This window comes from Klebsiella sp. K5-204 (assembly GCF_030128585.1).
In the GTDB taxonomy this organism is placed as follows: domain Bacteria; phylum Pseudomonadota; class Gammaproteobacteria; order Enterobacterales; family Enterobacteriaceae; genus Klebsiella; species Klebsiella quasipneumoniae.
Map to the genome: position 1 here is coordinate 44,183 of NZ_JAKUZS010000013.1, position 20,866 is coordinate 65,048.

Sequence of the window (20,866 nt, forward strand, 5' to 3'; positions counted from 1 at the left end):
TGGAGTAGATGATGCAGTTCTCTAAAATGCATGGCCTTGGCAACGATTTTATGGTCGTTGACGCGGTAACGCAGAATGTTTTTTTCTCGCCGGAGCTGATTCGCCGCCTGGCGGATCGCCACCTTGGCGTCGGGTTCGATCAGCTGTTAGTGGTGGAGCCGCCCTACGATCCGGATCTGGATTTCCATTACCGGATCTTTAATGCCGACGGCAGCGAAGTGTCGCAGTGCGGCAACGGTGCGCGCTGTTTCGCACGCTTCGTCCGGCTGAAAGGCCTGACCAATAAACGTGACATCCGCGTGAGTACGGCCAACGGCCGTATGGTATTAAGCGTAACGGAAGACGATCTGGTGCGGGTGAACATGGGCGAGCCCAACTTCGAGCCCTCCCAGGTGCCGTTCCGCGCCAACAAAGCGGAAAAGACCTATATCATGCGTGCCGCCGAGCAGACAGTATTGTGCGGCGTGGTATCCATGGGGAACCCGCACTGCGTTATCCAGGTGGATGATGTGGATACGGCGGCGGTGGAAACCCTCGGCCCGGTAATGGAAAGCCATGAGCGTTTTCCGGAGCGCGCCAATATCGGCTTTATGCAGGTGGTCGGCCGGTCCCATATCCGTCTGCGCGTCTACGAACGCGGCGCCGGGGAAACTCAGGCCTGCGGCAGCGGCGCCTGCGCCGCGGTGGCGGTGGGGATCCAGCAGGGGCTGCTCGCTGAAACGGTACGTGTGGAATTACCCGGCGGTCGTCTTGATATCGCCTGGAAAGGCCCGGGCCAGCCGCTGTTTATGACCGGCCCGGCGGCCCATGTCTATGATGGATTTATTCATTTATGAAACCAATCGGGGAAGAACAACAGGAGGTCGCCAGCGCATTGAACGATCGCGCCGTGGTGGACTATCTGTTGCAACATCCTGAATTTTTTATTCGTAATGCCGCCCAGGTCGAACACCTCCGCGTCCCGCATCCGGTACGCGGTACGATTTCGCTGGTGGAGTGGCATATGATGCGGGCGCGTAACCATATTCATGTGCTGGAAGAGAATATGTCGCTGCTGATGGAGCAGGCGGTCGCCAATGAAAGCCTGTTCCAGCGCCTGCTGCAGCTGCAAACGCGGCTGGCGGCGGCGGAGAGCCTCGACGATATGCTCAACCGCCTTCACCGCTGGGCGCGCGAGCTGGGGCTGGCGGGCGCCACGGTGCGCCTGTTCCCTGACAGCTGGCGCCTCGGCGCGCCTTCGAAGTTTACCCATCTGGCGTTAAGCCGGCAGGCGTTTGAGCCGATCCGTATTCAACGTCTGGGCCAGGCGCGCCACTACCTTGGGCCGCTCAACGGTCCGGAGCTGTTGGTGGTGCTGCCGGAGGCGAAAGCCATTGGGTCAGTGGCGATGTCGCTGCTGGGCGGCGATAATGCCCCCGGCGTGATGCTCTTTAGCAGCCGCGATGCGCAGCATTATCAGCCAGGACAGGGGACGCAGCTGCTGCAGGAGATTGCCCAGATGCTGCCCGGCCTGCTGGAGCGCTGGATTGAACGCGCATGACCGATTCTCCTCTCTTCTCCGCCGTCTCCCGCTTTCTGCGCCACCTGGGCGTTGAACGCCAGCTCAGCCCGATCACGTTACTGAATTACCAGCGACAGCTGGACGCGCTGATCGCCCTGGCGGATGAGGCGGGTCTGAAAAGCTGGTCACAGTGCGATGCCGCTCAGGTGCGAAGCTTTGCGGTGCGCAGTCGCCGCGCGGGGTTAGGCCCGGCGAGCCTGGCGCTTCGCCTGTCGGCGCTGCGCAGTTTCTTCGACTGGCTGGTCGGCCAGGGCGAGCTCAGCGCCAACCCGGCGAAAGGGATCGCCGCGCCGAAAATTCCCCGTCACCTGCCGAAAAATATCGATGTCGATGACGTCAATCGGCTGCTGGATATCGATCTCAACGATCCGCTGGCGGTGCGCGACCGGGCGATGCTGGAGGTGATGTACGGCGCGGGGCTGCGTTTATCCGAGCTGGTCAACCTTGATATCAAACATCTCGATCTCGAAAGCGGCGAGGTCTGGGTGATGGGCAAAGGCAGCAAAGAGCGCCGTTTGCCGATCGGTCGCAACGCCGTGATGTGGATTGAGCACTGGCTGGATTTACGCGGCCTGTTCGGTACCGACGACGACGCGCTGTTTTTGTCGAAACTGGGCAAGCGCATTTCGGCGCGCAACGTACAGAAGCGGTTCGCCGAGTGGGGCATTAAGCAGGGGCTGAACAGCCATGTGCATCCGCACAAGCTTCGCCACTCCTTTGCCACTCATATGCTGGAGTCCAGCGGCGATCTGCGCGGTGTGCAGGAGCTGTTGGGTCATGCTAACCTCTCCACCACCCAAATTTATACCCATCTCGACTTTCAACACCTTGCCTCGGTGTACGATGCCGCGCATCCGCGCGCAAAACGGGGGAAATAATGCGTTTTTACCGACCTCTGGGCCAGATTTCCGCGCTGACGTTTGACCTGGACGATACCCTTTATGATAACCGCCCGGTAATTGACCGGACGATGCACGAGTCGCTGGCTTTTGTGCGCAGCTACCATCCGTCGCTCAGCCAGTTCGACGCCCATGAGCTTAATCAGCTGCGCCAGACGCTGCTGGCATCCGAGCCTGAGATCTATCACGACGTGACCGTCTGGCGCCACCGTGCGCTGGAGTTAGGCATGCGTAACGCCGGCCTCTCCGCCGACGCGGCGAAAGCGGGGGCCGATGCGGCGATGGAACACTTCGCCCACTGGCGCAGCCGCGTCGATGTCCCGCAGGAGACCCACGATACGCTGGCGAAGCTGGCGGAGAAGTGGCCTCTGGTGGCGATTACCAACGGCAACGCCCGACCAGAGCTGTTCGGCCTGAGCGACTATTTCCGCTTTGTGCTGCGCGCCGGGCCGGATGGCCGCTCCAAGCCGTTTGCCGACATGTACCATCTGGCGGCGGAGCGCCTGAACTTACCGCTCGGGCATATTCTGCACGTCGGCGATGACCTGACCACTGACGTCGCCGGATCGCTGCGCTGTGGCATGCAGGCATGCTGGATCAAACCGCAAGGCGCGGACCTGATGCACACCGCGGACAGCCGCCTGCTGCCGCATATTGAAATTTCACGGTTGGCATCTCTGACCTCGCTGATATAATCACCAGTCACTCTGTATATATTAACAGGGGTTCGTGGAACCCCTTCTCTTCCGGCGGTGCCAATGGACGTTTCTTACCTGCTCGACAGCCTCAATGACAAACAGCGTGAAGCCGTAGCGGCCTCGCGCACCAACATGCTGGTGCTGGCAGGGGCGGGCAGTGGTAAGACGCGCGTTCTGGTGCACCGTATCGCCTGGCTGCTGAGCGTAGAGAACTGCTCGCCGTATTCTATTATGGCGGTGACCTTTACCAACAAAGCGGCGGCAGAGATGCGCCATCGTATCGGCCAGCTGATGGGCACCACCCAGGGCGGCATGTGGGTGGGCACCTTCCACGGCCTGGCCCACCGCCTGCTGCGCGCGCACCATCTGGACGCCAACCTGCCGCAGGATTTCCAAATCCTTGATAGCGAAGACCAGTTGCGCCTGCTGAAGCGTCTGATTAAGGCGATGAACCTCGATGAGAAGCAGTGGCCGCCGCGTCAGGCGATGTGGTACATCAACAGCCAGAAAGATGAAGGGCTGCGTCCGCATCATATTCAGAGCTACGGCAACCCGGTCGAGCAGACCTGGCAGAAGGTCTATCAGGCCTATCAGGAAGCCTGCGATCGCGCCGGGCTGGTGGACTTCGCCGAACTGCTGCTGCGCGCCCACGAGCTGTGGCTGAATAAGCCGCATATCCTCCAGCACTACCGCGAGCGTTTCACCAATATCCTCGTCGACGAATTCCAGGATACCAACAACATTCAATACGCCTGGATCCGCCTGCTGGCGGGCGATACCGGCAAGGTGATGATCGTCGGCGATGACGATCAGTCGATTTACGGCTGGCGCGGCGCGCAGGTCGAGAACATTCAGCGCTTCCTTAACGATTTTCCCGGTGCGGAAACCATCCGCCTTGAGCAGAACTATCGCTCGACCAGCAACATCCTCAGCGCCGCCAACGCCCTGATTGAAAACAACAACGGTCGCCTGGGCAAGAAGCTTTGGACCGACGGCGCCGACGGCGAGCCGATCTCGCTGTACTGCGCTTTCAACGATCTCGACGAAGCACGCTTCGTGGTGAACCGGATAAAAACCTGGCAGGAGAACGGCGGGGCGCTGGAGCAGTGCGCCATCCTCTATCGCAGCAACGCCCAGTCGCGCGTGCTGGAAGAGGCGCTTCTGCAGGCCATCATGCCGTACCGCATCTATGGCGGCATGCGCTTCTTCGAGCGCCAGGAAATCAAAGATGCGCTCTCGTACCTGCGTCTGATCGCCAACCGTAACGACGATGCGGCGTTTGAGCGCGTAGTCAATACGCCGACCCGCGGCATCGGCGACCGCACGCTGGACGTGGTGCGCCAGACGTCGCGCGATCGTCAGCTGACGCTGTGGCAGGCCAGCCGCGAGCTGCTGAAAGATAAAGCGCTGGCCGGTCGCGCCGCCAGCGCCTTGCAGCGCTTTATGGAGCTGATTGACGCGCTGGCGCAGGAGACCACCGATATGCCGCTGCACGTCCAGACCGATCGGGTGATTAAAGACTCCGGGCTGCGCGCGATGTACGAGCAGGAGAAAGGCGAGAAGGGCCAGACCCGTATTGAAAACTTAGAGGAGCTGGTGACGGCGACGCGCCAGTTCAGCTACAACGAAGAAGATGAAGATCTGATGCCGCTGCAGGCGTTCCTCTCCCACGCCGCGCTGGAAGCGGGCGAAGGGCAGGCGGACACCTGGCAGGACGCGGTTCAGTTGATGACCCTGCACTCGGCGAAAGGGCTGGAGTTCCCGCAGGTGTTCATCGTCGGCGTCGAAGAGGGGATGTTCCCGAGCCAGATGGCCCTTGATGAAGGCGGCCGCCTGGAAGAAGAGCGTCGTCTGGCCTACGTTGGCGTGACGCGCGCCATGCAGAAGCTGACGCTGACCTACGCGGAAACCCGCCGTCTGTACGGCAAAGAGGTTTACCATCGCCCGTCGCGCTTTATTGGAGAACTGCCGCAGGAGTGCGTAGAAGAGGTGCGTCTGCGGGCCACGGTAAGCCGCCCGGTAAACCATCAGCGACTGGGCGCGCCGATTGCCGAGAGCAATACCGGCTACAAATTAGGCCAGCGCGTACGACATCCGAAGTTTGGCGAAGGCACCATCGTCAACCTCGAAGGCAGCGGCGAGCACAGCCGGCTGCAGGTGGCTTTTCAGGGTCAGGGGATCAAATGGCTGGTAGCGGCTTACGCCCGGCTCGAGGAAGTGTAACTTTAAGAAAAATATCATTATTTTGTAATATTCTGCTACCTTTATACGTTAAGGCGCCTGATTTGCGCTTTCGCGTTCCGTTGCGTGTTGACGCCGATTTTGCGCTGGCGTAACATGCGCGCACGATTACGCTAAGAGGACATTCGCCTTGGACACACCCAGTAGATGCTGGCTCAACTTCCTGTCATTCAGGAACAACTCCTAAGGCTATCCTCTTATGCTGATAGCCTTAGCGGTTGTCAGCGACCTGCCCCATTCCCGTCGCGCTGAGTCAGGCTTAATGGTCTGAAACCCAATTTGTTTCTGTGTGCCCACCGAACTGTCCGATAATTTTTTTGCATTGGGAGTCCCGGTCATGCTGAGCGCATTTCAACTGGAAAACAATCGTTTAACGCGCCTGGAAGCCGATGAGATCAAGCACCTCGCCAGCTCGGTGTGGGTCGATCTGGTCGAGCCTGACGATGATGAGCGAAGCCGCGTGCAGACGGAACTGGGTCAGAACCTGGCGACGCGCCCGGAACTGGAAGATATCGAAGCCTCCGCACGTTTCTTTGAAGATGAAGACGGGTTACATATCCACTCCTTCTTCTTTTTCGAAGATGCCGACGATCACGCGGGTAACTCTACCGTGGCGTTTACTATCCGCGAAGGGCGCCTGTTTACGCTGCGCGAGCGTGAACTGCCGGCTTTTCGCCTCTACCGCATGCGCGTGCGTAACCAGACGCTGGTGGACGGCAACGCTTACGAGCTGTTGTTAGATCTGTTCGAGACCAAAATCGAACAGCTGGCGGATGAGATAGAAAACATCTACAGCGACCTGGAAAAGCTGAGCCGCGTGATTATGGAAGGCCACCAGGGCGATGAGTACGACGAAGCGCTGTCGACGCTGGCGGAACTGGAAGATATCGGCTGGAAGGTCCGCCTCTGTTTGATGGATACCCAGCGCGCGCTGAACTTCCTCGTACGTAAGGCGCGCCTGCCGGCGGGCCAGCTGGAGCAGGCGCGGGAGATCCTGCGCGATATCGAATCCCTGCTGCCGCACAACGAATCGCTGTTCCAGAAGGTGAACTTCCTGATGCAGGCGGCGATGGGCTTTATCAATATCGAACAGAACCGCATCATTAAGATCTTCTCGGTGGTGTCGGTGGTGTTCCTGCCGCCAACTCTGGTGGCCTCCAGCTACGGAATGAACTTTGAATTTATGCCGGAGCTGCACTGGAGCTTCGGCTACCCGGGGGCGATCGTCTTTATGATGCTGGCCGGCCTGGCGCCGTATCTCTACTTCAAGCGTAAAAACTGGCTGTAGTTGTTGTGCCGGATGCGCTTCGCTTATCCGGCCTGGGTGCTGGACTTTTGTAAGCCGGATAGGGCATAGACGCTATCCGGCAATCTACTGGCTCCGACGCCCCCGTCTTTGCGTATACACCGCATCCATCACGAATATCGCCAGCGCCACCCAGATAAAGCCAAAGGTGACCATTTTATCCTTGCCCGGCACTTCGCCGTAGAACGTCACCGCCAGCAGGAACATCAGCGTTGGGCCGATGTACTGGAAAAAGCCCAGCGTGGAGAGCCGCAGACGCGTTGCCGCCCCGGTGAAGCACAGCAGAGGGATGGTGGTCACCACGCCCGCCGCCATCAGCAGCAGATTGAGCGACCAGGGGTTCTGCCCCATATGGCTGGTGGGGCTGTCGGTGATGCCGAACAGCCAAATCGCCGCCACCGGCAACAGCCACAGCGTTTCCACCAGCATGCCGGTCTGCGCATCGACAGCGATTTTCTTGCGCACCAGACCATAAAAGGCAAAGCTGAAGGCCAGCCCAAGGCCGATAATCGGCAGCGAACCAAAGGTCCAGAGCTGCACCAGTACGCCGCAAAAGGCGAGGATCATCGCCAGCCACTGCAGGCGACGGAAACGTTCGCCAAGGAAAATCATCCCTAACAGAATGTTCACCAGCGGGTTGATAAAGTAGCCGAGACTGGCTTCCAGCATATGGTGGTTATTCACCGCCCAGATGAACAGCAGCCAGTTGCCGCCGACCAGCACCGCAGAGAGCGCCAGCAGGAAGATCTTGCGCGGCGTCTTCAGTAGCTTTTTCACCTGCGGCCACTGGCGGCTGACGCTGATGAGCGCCACCATGAAGAAGAAAGACCAGATCACGCGATGGGTCAGAATTTCATCGGCGGGAACATAGTAGATAAGTTTGAAGTACGCCGGCGCGATACCCCAGATAAAGTAGGCGGCGAGGGCCAGAATAATCCCCAACCGCGTCTGTTTCACATCCATCGGTAAAATCCATTGCCAAAGAGAGTGATGTTACTCGATTTTGGCTAATCAACCCACCATATAGGTCGCTGTTGCGCTGGCAATATATACCTGCGCTTCGTTATGCAGTTCCACACGGGCTACCGCCACTTTATTGCCGGCGCGCAGCAGGGTGCTGGTCGCGGTAAAACGTTCGCCGCGGCCCGGACGCAGGTAGTCCACGCGCAGGTCGATGGTTCCCATGCGGGAAAGCCGCTGGCGCAGCTCTTCTTCGTTGATAGTGTCATGGCGGGTAAGGGTGCTGCCAACGCAGACCAGCCCTGCGGCGACGTCCAGCGCGGAGGCGATCACTCCGCCATGCAGAATGCTTTGCGCCCAGTTGCCGACCATCATCGGCTGATTATTAAAGCTGAGCTGGGCAAACGCTTTTTCATAGCGCTCCAGTTCGAGGCCGAGGGCGCGGTTAAACGGCATGTGATAGACGAAAATCTCTCCCACCAGTTTCAGAGCTGCTTCGGCAGTAAGTTCGGACATAACACCGGTTCCATTCGTTAATAAAATGTTGATTTTATGCTTCTAAAATATTGATTTCCACTTTCGGAGTGGATTAGGGGGCAGGGGATTAATAAACAGGTAGAATGTCTTCAGGTTAAACAAAAATAAAAACTATTTATCAGGAGACCAGCATGCGTATCTCTTTGGCCTGCCTGGCGGCGCTGTGCGCGCTACCGGCTGGTGTTATGGCGCAGGATGCGTCGGTACACGACAAACCAGCAGTGCGCGGCAGTATTATCGCCAACCTGCTACAGGATCATGATAATCCTTTTCTGCTCTACCCTTATGAAAGCAACTATCTGCTCTACACGTGGACCAGCGATCTCAATAAAGAGGCGATTCGCAGCTATGACTGGGCCGAAAATGCCCGTAAAGATGAAGTGAAGTTTCAGCTGAGCCTCGCCTTCCCGCTGTGGCGCGGCATCCTGGGGGATAATTCGCTGCTCGGCGCGTCCTATACCCAGAAATCCTGGTGGCAGCTCTCCAACAGCAAAGAGTCGGCGCCGTTTCGCGAAACCAACTACGAACCCCAGCTGTTTCTTGGTTTTGCGACCGACTATCAGTTTGCCGGCTGGACGTTGCGCGATATCGAAATGGGATATAACCACGACTCGAATGGCCGTTCCGATCCCACCTCGCGCAGCTGGAACCGGCTTTATGCCCGCCTGATGGCGCAAAATGGCAACTGGCTGGTGGAAGTGAAACCCTGGTATGTGGTGGGCAGCACCGATGATAACCCGGATATCACCAAATATATGGGCTATTACCGCCTGAAGGTGGGTTACCAGCTGGGCGAGGCAATCCTCAGCGCGCAGGGGCAATACAACTGGAATACTGGCTACGGCGGGGCGGAACTTGGGGTGAGCTATCCCATCACCAAACATGTTCGCGCTTACACCCAGATCTACAGCGGCTACGGCGAATCGCTTATCGACTACAACTTTAATCAAACGCGCGTCGGCGTCGGGCTAATGCTTAACGATCTGTTTTAATCGTTGCACTCTGGCTCGCAGGCGCTGAAAATAGCGCCTGTTTTCTTTTCAGGCAAATGGGGTCAACGTGGCACAGGCGGAAGTATTAAATCAGGAATCGCTGGCTAGGCAGGTTTTACAAGAGACCTTCGGTTACCAGCAGTTTCGCCCGGGCCAGGAAACCATTATCGATACGGCACTGGCCGGGCGCGATTGCCTGGTGGTGATGCCGACCGGCGGCGGCAAGTCGCTGTGTTATCAGGTGCCGGCGCTGGTGCTGGGCGGCCTGACGGTCGTGGTCTCGCCGCTCATCTCCTTGATGAAGGATCAGGTCGATCAGCTGCTGGCTAACGGCGTGGCGGCGGCCTGTCTGAACTCGACGCAAAGCCGCGAACAGCAGCAGGACGTGATGGCCGGCTGCCGCAGCGGGCAGGTTCGTCTGCTGTATATCGCCCCGGAACGGTTGATGCTCGACAACTTCCTTGAGCATCTGGCGAACTGGAATCTGGCGATGCTGGCGGTGGACGAAGCGCACTGCATCTCTCAGTGGGGCCATGACTTCCGCCCGGAATATGCCGCGCTGGGCCAGCTGCGTCAGCGGATGCCGCAGATCCCGTTTATGGCGTTGACCGCCACCGCCGATGACACCACCCGCCGCGATATCGTCCGTCTGCTGGGACTTAACGATCCGCTGATTCAGGTCAGCAGCTTCGACCGGCCGAACATCCGCTATATGCTGATGGAGAAATTCAAGCCGCTCGACCAGCTGATGCGCTACGTCCAGGATCAGCGAGGCAAATCGGGCATTATCTACTGCAACAGCCGTTCGAAAGTGGAAGATACCGCCGCGCGCCTGCAGAGCCGCGGCATCAGCGCGGCGGCTTACCATGCCGGCCTGGAAAACGACGTGCGCGCCGACGTGCAGGAGAAATTCCAGCGCGACGATCTGCAGATTGTGGTGGCGACAGTGGCCTTTGGGATGGGCATCAACAAGCCGAACGTCCGCTTTGTGGTGCATTTTGATATCCCGCGCAATATTGAATCCTACTATCAGGAGACCGGCCGTGCCGGGCGTGACGGCCTGCCGGCGGAAGCGATGCTGTTTTACGATCCGGCGGACATGGCGTGGCTGCGCCGCTGTCTGGAAGAGAAGCCCGCCGGACCGCTGCAGGATATCGAACGGCATAAGCTGAACGCGATGGGGGCGTTTGCTGAAGCCCAGACCTGTCGTCGTCTGGTGCTGCTGAACTACTTTGGCGAAGGACGCCAGGAGCCGTGCGGTAACTGCGATATCTGTCTTGATCCGCCGAAGCAGTACGATGGCTTAATGGACGCCCGCAAGGCGCTCTCCACTATTTATCGGGTCAACCAGCGCTTCGGGATGGGTTACGTGGTGGAAGTCCTGCGTGGCGCCAACAATCAGCGCATCCGCGAGATGGGCCACGATAAGCTCCCGGTATACGGCATCGGCCGGGAACAGAGTCACGAGCACTGGGTGAGCGTGATCCGCCAACTGATTCACCTTGGGCTGGTGACGCAGAATATCGCCCAGCACTCCGCGCTGCAGCTGACCGAAGCCGCACGCCCGGTGCTGCGCGGCGACGTTCCGCTGCAGCTTGCCGTACCGCGTATCGTGGCGCTGAAGCCGAAGGCGATGCAGAAATCCTTCGGCGGTAATTACGATCGTAAGCTGTTTGCCAAGCTGCGCAAGTTACGTAAAGCGATTGCCGATGAAGAAAACATTCCCCCGTACGTGGTCTTCAACGATGCGACGCTGATTGAGATGGCGGAGCAGTCGCCGCTAACCGCTGGCGAAATGCTCAGCGTCAACGGCGTAGGAACACGTAAACTCGAGCGTTTCGGCAAGCCGTTTATGGCTCTGATCCGGTCGCATGTCGATGGCGACGATGAGTAGTCAGCTGGCTATAAAAGTGCCAGAATAGTTATCCTCTTCATTATTTTCCTGCGAGTTAACTATGCTGATGCTTTTCCTCACCGTGGCGCTGGTGCATATCATTGCGCTAATGAGCCCGGGGCCGGATTTTTTCTTTGTCTCACAAACGGCCATCAGCCGCTCGCGCAGAGAGGCGGTGATGGGAGTGCTGGGGATCACCTGCGGCGTGATGATCTGGGCGGGGGTTGCGCTGCTCGGCCTGAACCTGATCCTCGCCAGAATGGCATGGCTGCACAACATCATTATGATCGGCGGTGGCTTGTACCTGTGCTGGATGGGCTATCAGATGTTGCGCGGCGCGTTGAAAAAAGAGGCGGTGTCCCCGGCAGAACCGCAGGTTGAACTGGCCCGCAGCGGACGCAGCTTCCTGAAGGGATTGCTGACCAATCTGGCGAACCCGAAAGCGATTATCTACTTCGGATCGGTGTTCTCGCTGTTCGTCGGTGACAGCGTTGGCGCCGGCGCGCGCTGGGGCATTTTTCTGCTGATTATCATGGAGACGCTGGCCTGGTTTTTGGTGGTTGCCAGCCTGTTCGCCCTGCCGGGGATGCGCCGAGGCTATCAGCGGATGGCGAAGTGGATCGACGGTATCGCCGGCACGCTGTTTGCGGGCTTCGGCATCCACCTGATTATCTCGCGTTAACCTGGCGCGATGCTCCACCCGGCTATATCCGGGTGGAGAAAGTGTCAATGGCAAAGCCGCTGCAGCTCGTCTTCAGACAGACCGGTCATTTCCATAATCGCTTCGTCATCAATCCCGCGTTTGCGCATCGCTTCGGCAACCTGCAGCAAGGCCTGATGTTTGCCTTCCTTTATACCTTGCTGTACGCCTTTCCTGATGCCTTTTTCCATACCTTCTGCGAGCCATGTTTCCGCCAGCGTCATCAGTAATCCTCCATGCTGCGGCACGCGCTGTGCCAGCCCGTATAAGAGTGCCCGAGTATCCTCGGCATCCCCTGCCTGAGCCATATAGTTTACCAATACGGTGATTTGTTGTCCGCTCATCTGCTCCAGCATTAAGAGTTGGGTCAACTTATCCAGCAATTGCGCCATATCGCGCTGGCGGATGTGTTTTTGCACCAGCGTCAGGGCCGCCATGCTGCGGTGCTGCATAATGTCGTCGTCGGGGATCACCGTGATATCGACCAGCGGAAACGCCCCGCTATAGAGCTGGCGGGCGGTCTCGGGATCGGCGAAATTATCCAGCCAGCTCATAGACCAGGGATAGGGGCTGCGTCGTCCCTGATAGAAGAGGACCGGAATAACCAGAGGCAGCGTTTTATGGCCGCTCTCCAGATGGCGCTGCATGGCGGCGACGGCATAGCGCATTAAGCGAAAGGCCATCAGTTTATCGGGGGCGCTCTGGTGCTCGATCAGAACATGGACATACCCTTTACCGCGGGTGGTTTCCAGCGAATAGAGAATATCGCTGTAGTAGGGCCTGAGATCGTCTTCAAGAAAGCTGCCGGATTCCAGACGCAGGGTATCCAGTTTGCAGATCGCTGTTAACGACGGTGGCAGGTGGATCTCGATAAAATCGCGCGCTGTCTCTGCCCGCGACAGAAAAGTTTTAAATACCGCATCATGTGGGGTCGCCGTTTCTGCCATCGCCGTTCATCCGTGAATCACGTCTCTGACGGCATCCTGGCACGGCGGGCTCAGCGTCGACAGCGGGCAAAAAGATTAATTTCCCGCTTTGCGCGCCGGCTCGCGCAGAGAGATGGCTTCGCCAGCCAGGCGAACCTCTCTTTGCGAGCGAGATTCCATCATTCAGGCGTGACGGGCGGAGGCAAGCAGCGCCCCAACCAGCATAAACAGTGAACCAAAGACTTTGTTCAGCGCCTTCATCTGCTTTGGCCCCTTAATCCATGCTGAAATGCGCTGTGCGAGGGTTGCATAGCCAATCATCACAATGATATCGACGACGATGGTGGTGACGCCCAGAACGAGATACTGCATCACCTGGGGCTGGTGGGGCAGGATAAACTGTGGAAACAGGGCGGCCAGAAAAACGATGCTTTTAGGATTGGTGAGATTCACGAACACCGCCCGCTGGAACAGTTTGCCGCGGGTCTGCGCCTTCGCCAGCGTATTCAGGTCGATGGCCCCTGCCGCGCGCCATTGCTGGATACCCAGCCAGATCAGGTAGGCTGCGCCGGCCCATTTCAGCACCTCAAAGGCCAGCACCGAGCGAGAGAAGAGAGTGCCGAGGCCGACGCCGACCAGCACGATATGAATGGCCAGCCCGGTCTGCAAACCGGCAATCGACGCCGCCGCGCCGCGGTAACCGTGGTTAATGGAGGTGGTCATGGTATTAATCGCTCCGGAACCCGGGGACAGGCTGAGAATGATTGATGTCAGCAGGTAGGCGAACCACCACTCAATGGTCATGAGAAACTCCCTGATTGTCTGTTTTTATGCCACAATACGCTATTGTGTCAGCATTGTGTGATACACGGCAAAAAAACGATTTTCAGCGGTTAACAGGGGTGTAAACCCGATGTTTGGGCAGAAAAAGGACTGGGAAACACGAGAAAACGCGTTTGCGGCCTTTAGCATGGGGCCGCTGACGGATTTCTGGCGACAGCGCGAAGAGGCTGAATTTAAAGGCGTCGATGATGTACCGGTACGCTTTGTTCGCTTTTGCGCGCAAAATAACGATCGGCTGGTGCTGATTTGCCCCGGGCGCATCGAAAGCTACGTAAAGTATGCTGAAGTGGCCTACGATCTCTTTCACAGCGGCTTTGACGTAATGATCATTGATCATCGCGGCCAGGGACGCTCGGGTCGTCTGCTCTCTGATACCCACCGCGGGCACGTGGTTAACTTCAGCGATTATGTTGATGACCTGGCTGCGCTCTGGCAGCAGCAGGTGGTCCCGGGCCACTGGCGAAAACGGTTTATCCTCGCTCACTCTATGGGCGGGGCGATTGCCACGCTTTTTCTGCAACGCTACCAGGCGCATTGCGATGCCATTGCACTCTGCGCGCCGATGTTCGGGATTATCATTCGGCTGCCGGACTGGATGGTGCGGCATATTCTCGACTGGGCTGAGGGCCATCAGCGCATTCGCGAAGAGTATGCCATCGGCACCGGACGCTGGCGGGCGCTGCCTTTTGCCGTTAACGTGCTGACGCACAGTCGACAACGCTATCGTCGTAACCTGCGCTTCTATGCCGACGAGCCGCGACTGCAGGTCGGCGGCCCGACCTGGCACTGGGTGCGCGAAGGCATGCTGGCCGGTGACGAAGTGCTGGCGAATGTGGAGAAAGATACGGCCCCGACGCTGCTGCTGCAGGCGGAAGAGGAGCGGGTGGTCGATAATCTGATGCACGACCGCTATTGTGAATTACGGGCCGCCGCCGGCCATCCCTGTGAGGGCGGAAAGCCGCTCGTCATTGAAGGGGCATACCATGAGATCCTTTTTGAAAAGGACGCTATGCGCTCAGTCGCGCTCAATGCCATCGTCGAGTTTTTCAATCGACATACTTAATCCGACGATAACGCTCGTCGCCCTGCTTAGAGGTTAACTTTTTTATGTACCAGGTTGTTGCGTCTGATTTAGACGGCACGCTGCTTTCCCCCGATCATTTCCTGACCCCGTATGCCAAAGAGACGCTGAAGCTGCTTACCGCTCGTGGGATCAATTTCGTCTTCGCCACCGGCCGTCACTACATCGACGTCGGGCAGATCCGCGATAATCTCGGCATCCGGTCGTACATGATCACCTCTAACGGCGCCCGCGTTCACGATAGCGATGGCCAGCAAATTTTCGCCCATAACCTCGACCGCGATATTGCCGCCGACCTGTTTGAAATCGTGCGCAACGACCCGAAAATTGTCACTAACGTCTATCGGGAAGATGAGTGGTATATGAACCGCCATCGCCCGGAAGAGATGCGCTTTTTCAAAGAGGCGGTGTTTAACTACAAGCTGTATGAGCCGGGCGAACTGGATCCGCAGGGGATCAGCAAGGTGTTCTTTACCTGTGAGGATCACGAACATCTACTGCCGCTTGAGCAGGCGATGAACGCCCGCTGGGGCGATCGCGTGAACGTCAGCTTCTCCACCTTAACCTGCCTGGAGGTGATGGCGGGCGGGGTATCGAAGGGGCATGCGCTGGAGGCGGTGGCGAAAATGCTCGGCTACAGTCTGTCCGATTGCATCGCTTTCGGCGACGGCATGAACGACGCCGAGATGCTGTCGATGGCCGGTAAAGGCTGCATTATGGCCAACGCCCACCAGCGGCTGAAGGATCTGCATCCGGAGCTGGAAGTGATCGGCAGCAACGCCGACGATGCGGTCCCGCACTATCTGCGTAAGCTGTACCTCGACTGAAAAAGATTGACGACTGGCGAATAACTGTCCAGTCGTCAACCTGGCTCTTCGCTACAATGCCTGTTCTTTATCCAACGAGACGACCATTGTGGCGCTGTTAATTATCACCACTATCCTGTGGGCCTTTTCTTTCAGCCTGATTGGCGAGTACCTGGCCGGTAGCGTCGACAGCTATTTTTCGGTGCTGATGCGCGTGGGCCTGGCGGCGCTGGTGTTCCTGCCTTTCCTGCGGACGCGCGGCCAGTCTCCGCGCACGATCGTGCTCTATATGCTGGTGGGCGCGATGCAGCTTGGCATCATGTACCTGCTGGCCTTCCGCGCCTATCTCTATCTGACGGTCTCGGAATTCCTGCTGTTTACCGTGTTTACCCCGTTGTATATCACGCTGATCTACGATTTGCTCAGCGGACGTAAACTACGCTGGGGCTATCTGCTGAGCGCCGCGCTGGCGGTGCTGGGGGCGGCGATTATCCGTTACGACAAAGTCAGCGATCATTTCTGGACCGGGCTGTTACTGGTGCAGTTGTCAAACCTCTGCTTCGCCATCGGGATGGTGGGTTACAAGCGCCTGATGGAGGTGCGACCGATGCCGCAGCACAATGCCTTTGCCTGGTTCTATGTCGGGGCCTTTATCGTGGCGGTGGCGGCATGGTTTATGCTGGGCAACCCACAGAAGCTGCCGACCACCAGGCTGCAGTGGAGCGTGCTGGTGTGGCTTGGCGTCGTGGCTTCCGGGCTGGGCTACTTTATGTGGAACTATGGCGCCACTCAGGTGGACGCTGGCACGCTGGGGATCATGAATAACGTCCATGTCCCCGCCGGGCTGTTGGTTAACCTTGCCATCTGGCAGGAGCAGCCGCACTGGCCGAGCTTTATTAGCGGAGCGTTGGTGATCCTGGCCTCGCTGTGGGTCCATCGACGCTGGGTCGCTCCGCACTCCGGACAAACGGCAGATGATCGCACGCGTGGTTCCGCGCGGAGCGAATAAACGCTTCGGTGACCGGTTGACGCTGTTCGCCATCGCGAACGGCCGCGTACAGACGGCTCCATAATCCCTCGCCCAGGGTTTTGGTCACCACCAGACCCTGGCGTTCAAAACTTTCCACCACCCAGTGCGGCAGCGCGGCGATACCCATCCGGGCTGCCACCATCTGGATCAGCAACAGCGTGTTATCGACGCTTTTCAGCTGGGGACTGATGCCGGCCGGCTGCAGGAAATGACGCCAGATGTCGAGGCGTCCGCGCTGCACGGGATAAATCAGCAGCGTTTCCGTGGCCAGATCCTCCGGCGTAATCAGCGTCTTCATGGCTAACGGGTGCTCAGGCGCCAGCACCAGGCGCACCTCATAATCAAACATTGGCGAGTAGTGCAGACCGCTGCGCGGCAGGATATCTGAGGTCATGACCAGATCCAGTTCGCCCTGCTGCAGCGCGGGCTGCGGGTCGAAGGTGACGCCGGAATGGAAGTCGACTTCCACGTGCGGCCAGCGGGCGCGGAAATTCTCCAGCGCCGGCGTGAGCCACTGAATACAGCTGTGGCATTCGATAGCCAGCCGCAGCCGGGTCTGTTGTGGTTCGTTACAGTCCTGCAGGGCGCGAGCGATCTGCGGCAGCACCTGGTTGGCCAGCTGTAAGAGGATCTCCCCTTGAGGAGTAAAACGCAGCGGCTGGCTCTTACGCACAAAGAGACGAAAGCCGAGGCGCTGTTCCAGATCGCTGAACTGGTGAGACAAGGCGGACTGGGTCTGATGCAGGGCAGCCGCTGCGCCCGCCAGTGAACCGCTGTTCCGCAACGCTTGCAGCGTTTTCAGATGTTTAATTTCGATCATGAAAGTCCTTCACTTCGCCATGAGCATTTTGCGCTTGAGGAATATACAGTAACCGCCAATTATGGATGTGTAAACATCTGGACGGCTAAATCCTTTATCTTTCGAATTTATGGTGCGTTGGCTGCACTTCCTCACCCCAGTCACTGACTTCAGTAAGCTCCTGGGGATGAGCAAGTTTGCCGCCTTCCCTAAATCCGAAATCTTTCGGATTGCAATTATGAGGCTCAAAAAATGACAATTATTAACCACACCCTCGGTTTCCCTCGCGTTGGCCTGCGCCGCGAGCTGAAAAAAGCGCAAGAGAGCTACTGGGCGGGCAATGCCACTCGCGAGGAGCTGCTGGCGGTAGGCCGGGAACTGCGCGCCCGTCACTGGGAGCAGCAGAAGCAGGCCGGTATTGACCTGCTGCCGGTGGGCGATTTCGCCTGGTACGACCATGTTCTGACCACCAGCCTGCTGCTTGGCAACGTGCCGGCTCGTCATCAGAACAAAGACGGCTCTGTCGATATCGATACCCTGTTCCGCATTGGCCGCGGCCGCGCTCCCACCGGTGAGCCAGCGGCCGCTGCGGAAATGACCAAGTGGTTCAACACCAACTATCACTACATGGTGCCAGAGTTCGTGAAGGGCCAGCAGTTCAAACTGACCTGGACCCAACTGCTGGATGAAGTGGACGAAGCGTTGGCGCTGGGCCACAAGATCAAGCCCGTGCTGCTGGGGCCGGTGACCTATCTGTGGCTGGGCAAAGTGAAAGGCGAACCGTTTGACCGTCTGAGCCTGCTGAATGACATCCTGCCGGTTTATCAGCAGGTGCTGGCCGAACTGGCGAAGCGCGGCATTGAGTGGGTGCAGATTGATGAACCGGCGCTGGTGCTGGAGCTGCCGCCAGCGTGGCTGGAGGCCTTTAAACCGGCTTATGACGCTCTGCAGGGCCAGGTCAAACTGCTGCTGACCACCTATTTTGAAGGCGTTAGCGACAATCTCGCGACCATTGCTGCGCTGCCGGTCCAGGGGCTGCACGTCGATCTGGTCCACGGTAAAGATGATGTCGCCGAACTGCATAAATGTCTGCCTGCCGACTGGCTGCTGTCCGCCGGCCTGATCAACGGGCGTAACGTCTGGCGCGCCGATCTCGCCGAAAAATATGCGCAAATTAAAAACCTCGTCGGTAAGCGCGAGCTGTGGGTCGCGACATCCTGCTCTCTGTTGCACAGCCCGATCGACCTGAGCGTGGAGACGCGCCTTGATGCGGAAGTGAAGAGCTGGTTTGCCTTCGCGCTGCAAAAATGCGGTGAGCTGGCGCTGCTGCGCGATGCGCTGAACAGCGGCGATACCGCGGCGATTACCGAGTGGAGCGCGCCAGTCCATGCCCGTCGCCATTCGACGCGCGTACACAACCCGGCGGTGGAAAAACGGCTGGCGGCGATCACCGCTCAGGACAGCCAGCGCGCCAGCCCCTATGAGGTTCGCGCTCAGGCGCAGCGTCAACGCTTTAACCTGCCGGCGTGGCCGACCACCACTATCGGGTCATTCCCGCAGACGACCGAGATCCGCGGCCTGCGCCTGGACTTCAAAAAGGGCAATCTGGACGCCAGTCATTATCGTACCGGCATTGCGGAACATATTAAGCAGGCGATCGTCGAGCAGGAGCGGTTAGGATTAGACGTACTGGTGCACGGGGAAGCCGAGCGGAACGATATGGTGGAATACTTCGGTGAGCATCTGGACGGTTTCATCTTCACGCAAAACGGCTGGGTGCAGAGCTATGGCTCCCGCTGCGTGAAGCCGCCGGTGGTGATCGGCGACGTCAGCCGTCCACAGGCGATCACCGTCGAATGGGCGAAGTACGCGCAGTCGCTGACCGACAAGCCGGTGAAAGGGATGCTCACTGGACCGGTGACGATTCTGTGCTGGTCCTTCCCGCGGGAAGACGTCAGCCGTGAAACCATCGCGAAACAGATTGCGCTGGCCCTGCGTGATGAAGTGGCGGATCTGGAAGCGGCCGGTATCGGCATCATCCAGATTGATGAGCCTGCTTTGCGCGAAGGGTTACCGCTGAAGCGCAGCGACTGGGATGCCTATCTGCAGTGGGGTGTGGAAGCCTTCCGCCTTAACGCCGCGGTGGCCAAAGACGACACTCAGATCCATACCCACATGTGCTATTGCGAGTTCAACGACATCATGGACTCCATCGCCGCGCTGGACGCCGACGTGATCACCATTGAAACCTCGCGTTCCGACATGGAACTGCTGGAGTCGTTCGAAGTGTTCGAGTATCCCAATGAAATCGGGCCGGGGGTATATGATATTCACTCGCCAAACGTACCGAGCGTGGAGTGGATCGAAGCGCTGCTGGAAAAAGCCGCGCAGCGTATCCCGGCGGAGCGGCTGTGGGTTAACCCGGACTGCGGCCTGAAAACCCGGGGCTGGCCGGAGACTCGCGCCGCGCTGGCGAATATGGTGCAAGCGGCGCGTAACCTGCGTCAATCTGCCTGATCGTCACCCGAAAAATCAAAAAGGAGGCATTTGCCTCCTTTTTTTCCTGCTTCGGACGATTACCCTTTTTTACCGCCATATTGAGCAAACCAGTCGAGCATCCGCTGCCAGCCGTCTTTGGCTGACTCTTCGTGATAGCTGGCGCGATAGTCGGCGTTAAAGGCGTGATCGGCTTCAGGATAGACCACGATTTCCGCCGTGGCGTTGGCCGCCCGCAGCGCCTGGCGCATGGTTTCGACGGTGTCCTGTGGAATGCTGGCGTCTTTGGCGCCGTACAGGCCGAGTACCGGGGCGTTGAGATCGACGGCGATATCCACCGGGTGTTTTGGCGAATTCAGCGATTTTTCTCCTACCAGTTTGCCGTACCAGGCTACCGCCGCCTTCAACTGCGGGTTATGGGCAGCATATAGCCAGGTGATACGTCCGCCCCAGCAGAAGCCGGTGATCAGCAGACGATGGGCATCGCCGCCATGGCGCGCCGCCCAGCTGGCGACGTGGTCGAGATCCGCCAGCACCTGCGCGTCCGGCACCTTCGTAACCAGCTCTTTAAACAGGGTCGGGATATCGTGATACTCATTCGGATCGCCCTGACGGAAGTACAATTCAGGCGCGATAGCCAGATAGCCTTCCTGCGCCAGGCGACGACAAAGATCGCGAATATGCTCATGCACGCCGAAGATTTCCTGCACCACGATGACGATCGGCAATGGGCCATCGGCGTTTTTCGGGCGGGCATGGTAAGCCGGCATGTTTTCCCCCTGAGAGGGAATAGAGGTCTCTCCGGCGACAATATGCTCTTCCGGCGTATGAACGGCGGTTGCGGCATGCGGCGAGGCTGCAGGTGCGAATCCAGGTTGCTTGGTGGTGGTCATGGTATTCTCCGTACCCTTATTTATTAGCGCATCAGTAACTATAGACCCTTTACCTTTAGTTCGGGCGGTAATAAAGCACAGTGCCTGAAAGCGGCTATCTTTTGTTCAGTGACGATGAATATAACTTGTTAATGTGATGTTTATCACTATTTACTGAAAAACAACTGCAATCATTATTGTTCTTGGTGACTAACATCACAAAAT

At 58.3% G+C, this 20,866-nt stretch carries 20 protein-coding genes; 14 read left to right on the top strand and 6 right to left on the bottom strand.

Annotation, left to right across the window (positions count from 1 at the left end):
• Positions 1-11: 11 nt before the first annotated feature.
• From dapF to corA, 7 genes are all read left to right on the top strand, one after another.
• Positions 12-836 carry a diaminopimelate epimerase gene (dapF, locus tag MKR05_RS24930; RefSeq protein ID WP_002883394.1) on the top strand — a complete coding sequence of 275 codons (825 nt, stop codon included), beginning with the start codon at positions 12-14 and terminating at the stop codon, positions 834-836.
• On the top strand, positions 833-1,540 hold the full coding sequence (locus MKR05_RS24935) for a DUF484 domain-containing protein (protein WP_044521756.1): 708 nt from the start codon (positions 833-835) through the stop codon (positions 1,538-1,540). The genes dapF and MKR05_RS24935 overlap by 4 nt, the downstream gene beginning before the upstream one ends.
• The gene (gene xerC / locus MKR05_RS24940; protein WP_044521758.1) at positions 1,537-2,439 is read left to right on the top strand and encodes a tyrosine recombinase XerC; all 903 of its coding nucleotides are present in this window, start codon (positions 1,537-1,539) and stop codon (positions 2,437-2,439) included. The genes MKR05_RS24935 and xerC overlap by 4 nt, the downstream gene beginning before the upstream one ends.
• Entirely contained in the window at positions 2,439-3,155 is a 717-nt protein-coding gene (yigB, locus tag MKR05_RS24945; protein ID WP_023291569.1) for a 5-amino-6-(5-phospho-D-ribitylamino)uracil phosphatase YigB, read from the top strand. Before xerC ends, yigB begins: the two co-directional genes overlap by 1 nt.
• Positions 3,156-3,218: 63 nt before the next feature.
• The gene (gene uvrD / locus MKR05_RS24950) at positions 3,219-5,381 is read left to right on the top strand and encodes a DNA helicase II (protein WP_101989816.1); all 2,163 of its coding nucleotides are present in this window, start codon (positions 3,219-3,221) and stop codon (positions 5,379-5,381) included.
• A 148-nt stretch (positions 5,382-5,529) separates the two neighbouring features.
• The gene (gene ysgD, locus MKR05_RS27095) at positions 5,530-5,586 is read left to right on the top strand and encodes a YsgD/CorL family protein (RefSeq protein ID WP_349815745.1); all 57 of its coding nucleotides are present in this window, start codon (positions 5,530-5,532) and stop codon (positions 5,584-5,586) included.
• Positions 5,587-5,736: 150 nt separating this feature from the next.
• Positions 5,737-6,687, top strand: coding sequence for a magnesium/cobalt transporter CorA (gene corA / locus MKR05_RS24955; protein WP_002883400.1), 951 nt, complete (start codon positions 5,737-5,739; stop codon positions 6,685-6,687).
• 84 nt (positions 6,688-6,771) lie between these two features.
• On the opposite strand, the gene rarD is transcribed toward corA, so the two are convergent.
• Positions 6,772-7,668: an EamA family transporter RarD gene (rarD, locus tag MKR05_RS24960; RefSeq protein ID WP_064155690.1), complete on the bottom strand. Its 897-nt coding sequence runs from the start codon at positions 7,666-7,668 to the stop codon at positions 6,772-6,774.
• Positions 7,669-7,716: 48 nt separating this feature from the next.
• Positions 7,717-8,181, bottom strand: a complete 465-nt coding sequence (gene yigI / locus MKR05_RS24965; protein WP_002883404.1) for an acyl-CoA thioesterase YigI — start codon at positions 8,179-8,181, stop codon at positions 7,717-7,719.
• Between the two features lie 152 nt (positions 8,182-8,333).
• Here yigI and pldA point away from each other — a divergent pair, with 152 nt between their 5' ends.
• From pldA to rhtC, 3 genes are all read left to right on the top strand, one after another.
• Entirely contained in the window at positions 8,334-9,194 is an 861-nt protein-coding gene (gene pldA / locus MKR05_RS24970; RefSeq protein ID WP_004886777.1) for a phospholipase A, read from the top strand.
• Between the two features lie 67 nt (positions 9,195-9,261).
• A complete protein-coding gene (recQ, locus tag MKR05_RS24975) occupies positions 9,262-11,088 on the top strand; it encodes an ATP-dependent DNA helicase RecQ (protein WP_101989817.1) in 1,827 nt (608 codons plus the stop codon).
• Between the two features lie 61 nt (positions 11,089-11,149).
• Entirely contained in the window at positions 11,150-11,770 is a 621-nt protein-coding gene (gene rhtC, locus MKR05_RS24980) for a threonine export protein RhtC (protein ID WP_023291572.1), read from the top strand.
• Positions 11,771-11,814: 44 nt separating this feature from the next.
• On the opposite strand, the gene MKR05_RS24985 is transcribed toward rhtC, so the two are convergent.
• Together MKR05_RS24985 and rhtB are read right to left on the bottom strand one after the other, a co-directional pair.
• A complete protein-coding gene (locus MKR05_RS24985; RefSeq protein WP_101989818.1) occupies positions 11,815-12,735 on the bottom strand; it encodes an Rpn family recombination-promoting nuclease/putative transposase in 921 nt (306 codons plus the stop codon).
• 162 nt (positions 12,736-12,897) lie between these two features.
• Entirely contained in the window at positions 12,898-13,518 is a 621-nt protein-coding gene (gene rhtB / locus MKR05_RS24990) for a homoserine/homoserine lactone efflux protein (RefSeq protein WP_002883411.1), read from the bottom strand.
• A gap of 109 nt (positions 13,519-13,627) precedes the next feature.
• Between rhtB and pldB the strand changes: the two genes are divergently transcribed.
• The 3 genes from pldB to MKR05_RS25005 all read left to right on the top strand — a co-directional run bounded on the left by pldB (position 13,628) and on the right by MKR05_RS25005 (position 16,453).
• On the top strand, positions 13,628-14,620 hold the full coding sequence (gene pldB, locus MKR05_RS24995) for a lysophospholipase L2 (protein WP_008807942.1): 993 nt from the start codon (positions 13,628-13,630) through the stop codon (positions 14,618-14,620).
• Positions 14,621-14,664: 44 nt separating this feature from the next.
• Positions 14,665-15,465 (top strand): sugar/pyridoxal phosphate phosphatase YigL, encoded by an 801-nt coding sequence (gene yigL, locus MKR05_RS25000; RefSeq protein WP_017899394.1) that lies wholly within the window; start codon positions 14,665-14,667, stop codon positions 15,463-15,465.
• A gap of 88 nt (positions 15,466-15,553) precedes the next feature.
• A complete protein-coding gene (locus MKR05_RS25005) occupies positions 15,554-16,453 on the top strand; it encodes a carboxylate/amino acid/amine transporter (protein ID WP_044521766.1) in 900 nt (299 codons plus the stop codon).
• Here the strand turns inward: MKR05_RS25005 and metR are convergent.
• Positions 16,341-17,294 (bottom strand): HTH-type transcriptional regulator MetR, encoded by a 954-nt coding sequence (gene metR, locus MKR05_RS25010; protein ID WP_032454519.1) that lies wholly within the window; start codon positions 17,292-17,294, stop codon positions 16,341-16,343. The genes MKR05_RS25005 and metR overlap by 113 nt on opposite strands.
• Before the next feature lie 231 nt (positions 17,295-17,525).
• Here metR and metE point away from each other — a divergent pair, with 231 nt between their 5' ends.
• Positions 17,526-19,790, top strand: a complete 2,265-nt coding sequence (gene metE / locus MKR05_RS25015) for a 5-methyltetrahydropteroyltriglutamate--homocysteine S-methyltransferase (protein ID WP_050534277.1) — start codon at positions 17,526-17,528, stop codon at positions 19,788-19,790.
• 59 nt (positions 19,791-19,849) lie between these two features.
• Here the strand turns inward: metE and MKR05_RS25020 are convergent, their stop codons facing one another.
• Positions 19,850-20,662 (bottom strand): dienelactone hydrolase family protein, encoded by an 813-nt coding sequence (locus MKR05_RS25020; RefSeq protein WP_023291577.1) that lies wholly within the window; start codon positions 20,660-20,662, stop codon positions 19,850-19,852.
• Positions 20,663-20,866 lie beyond the last annotated feature (204 nt).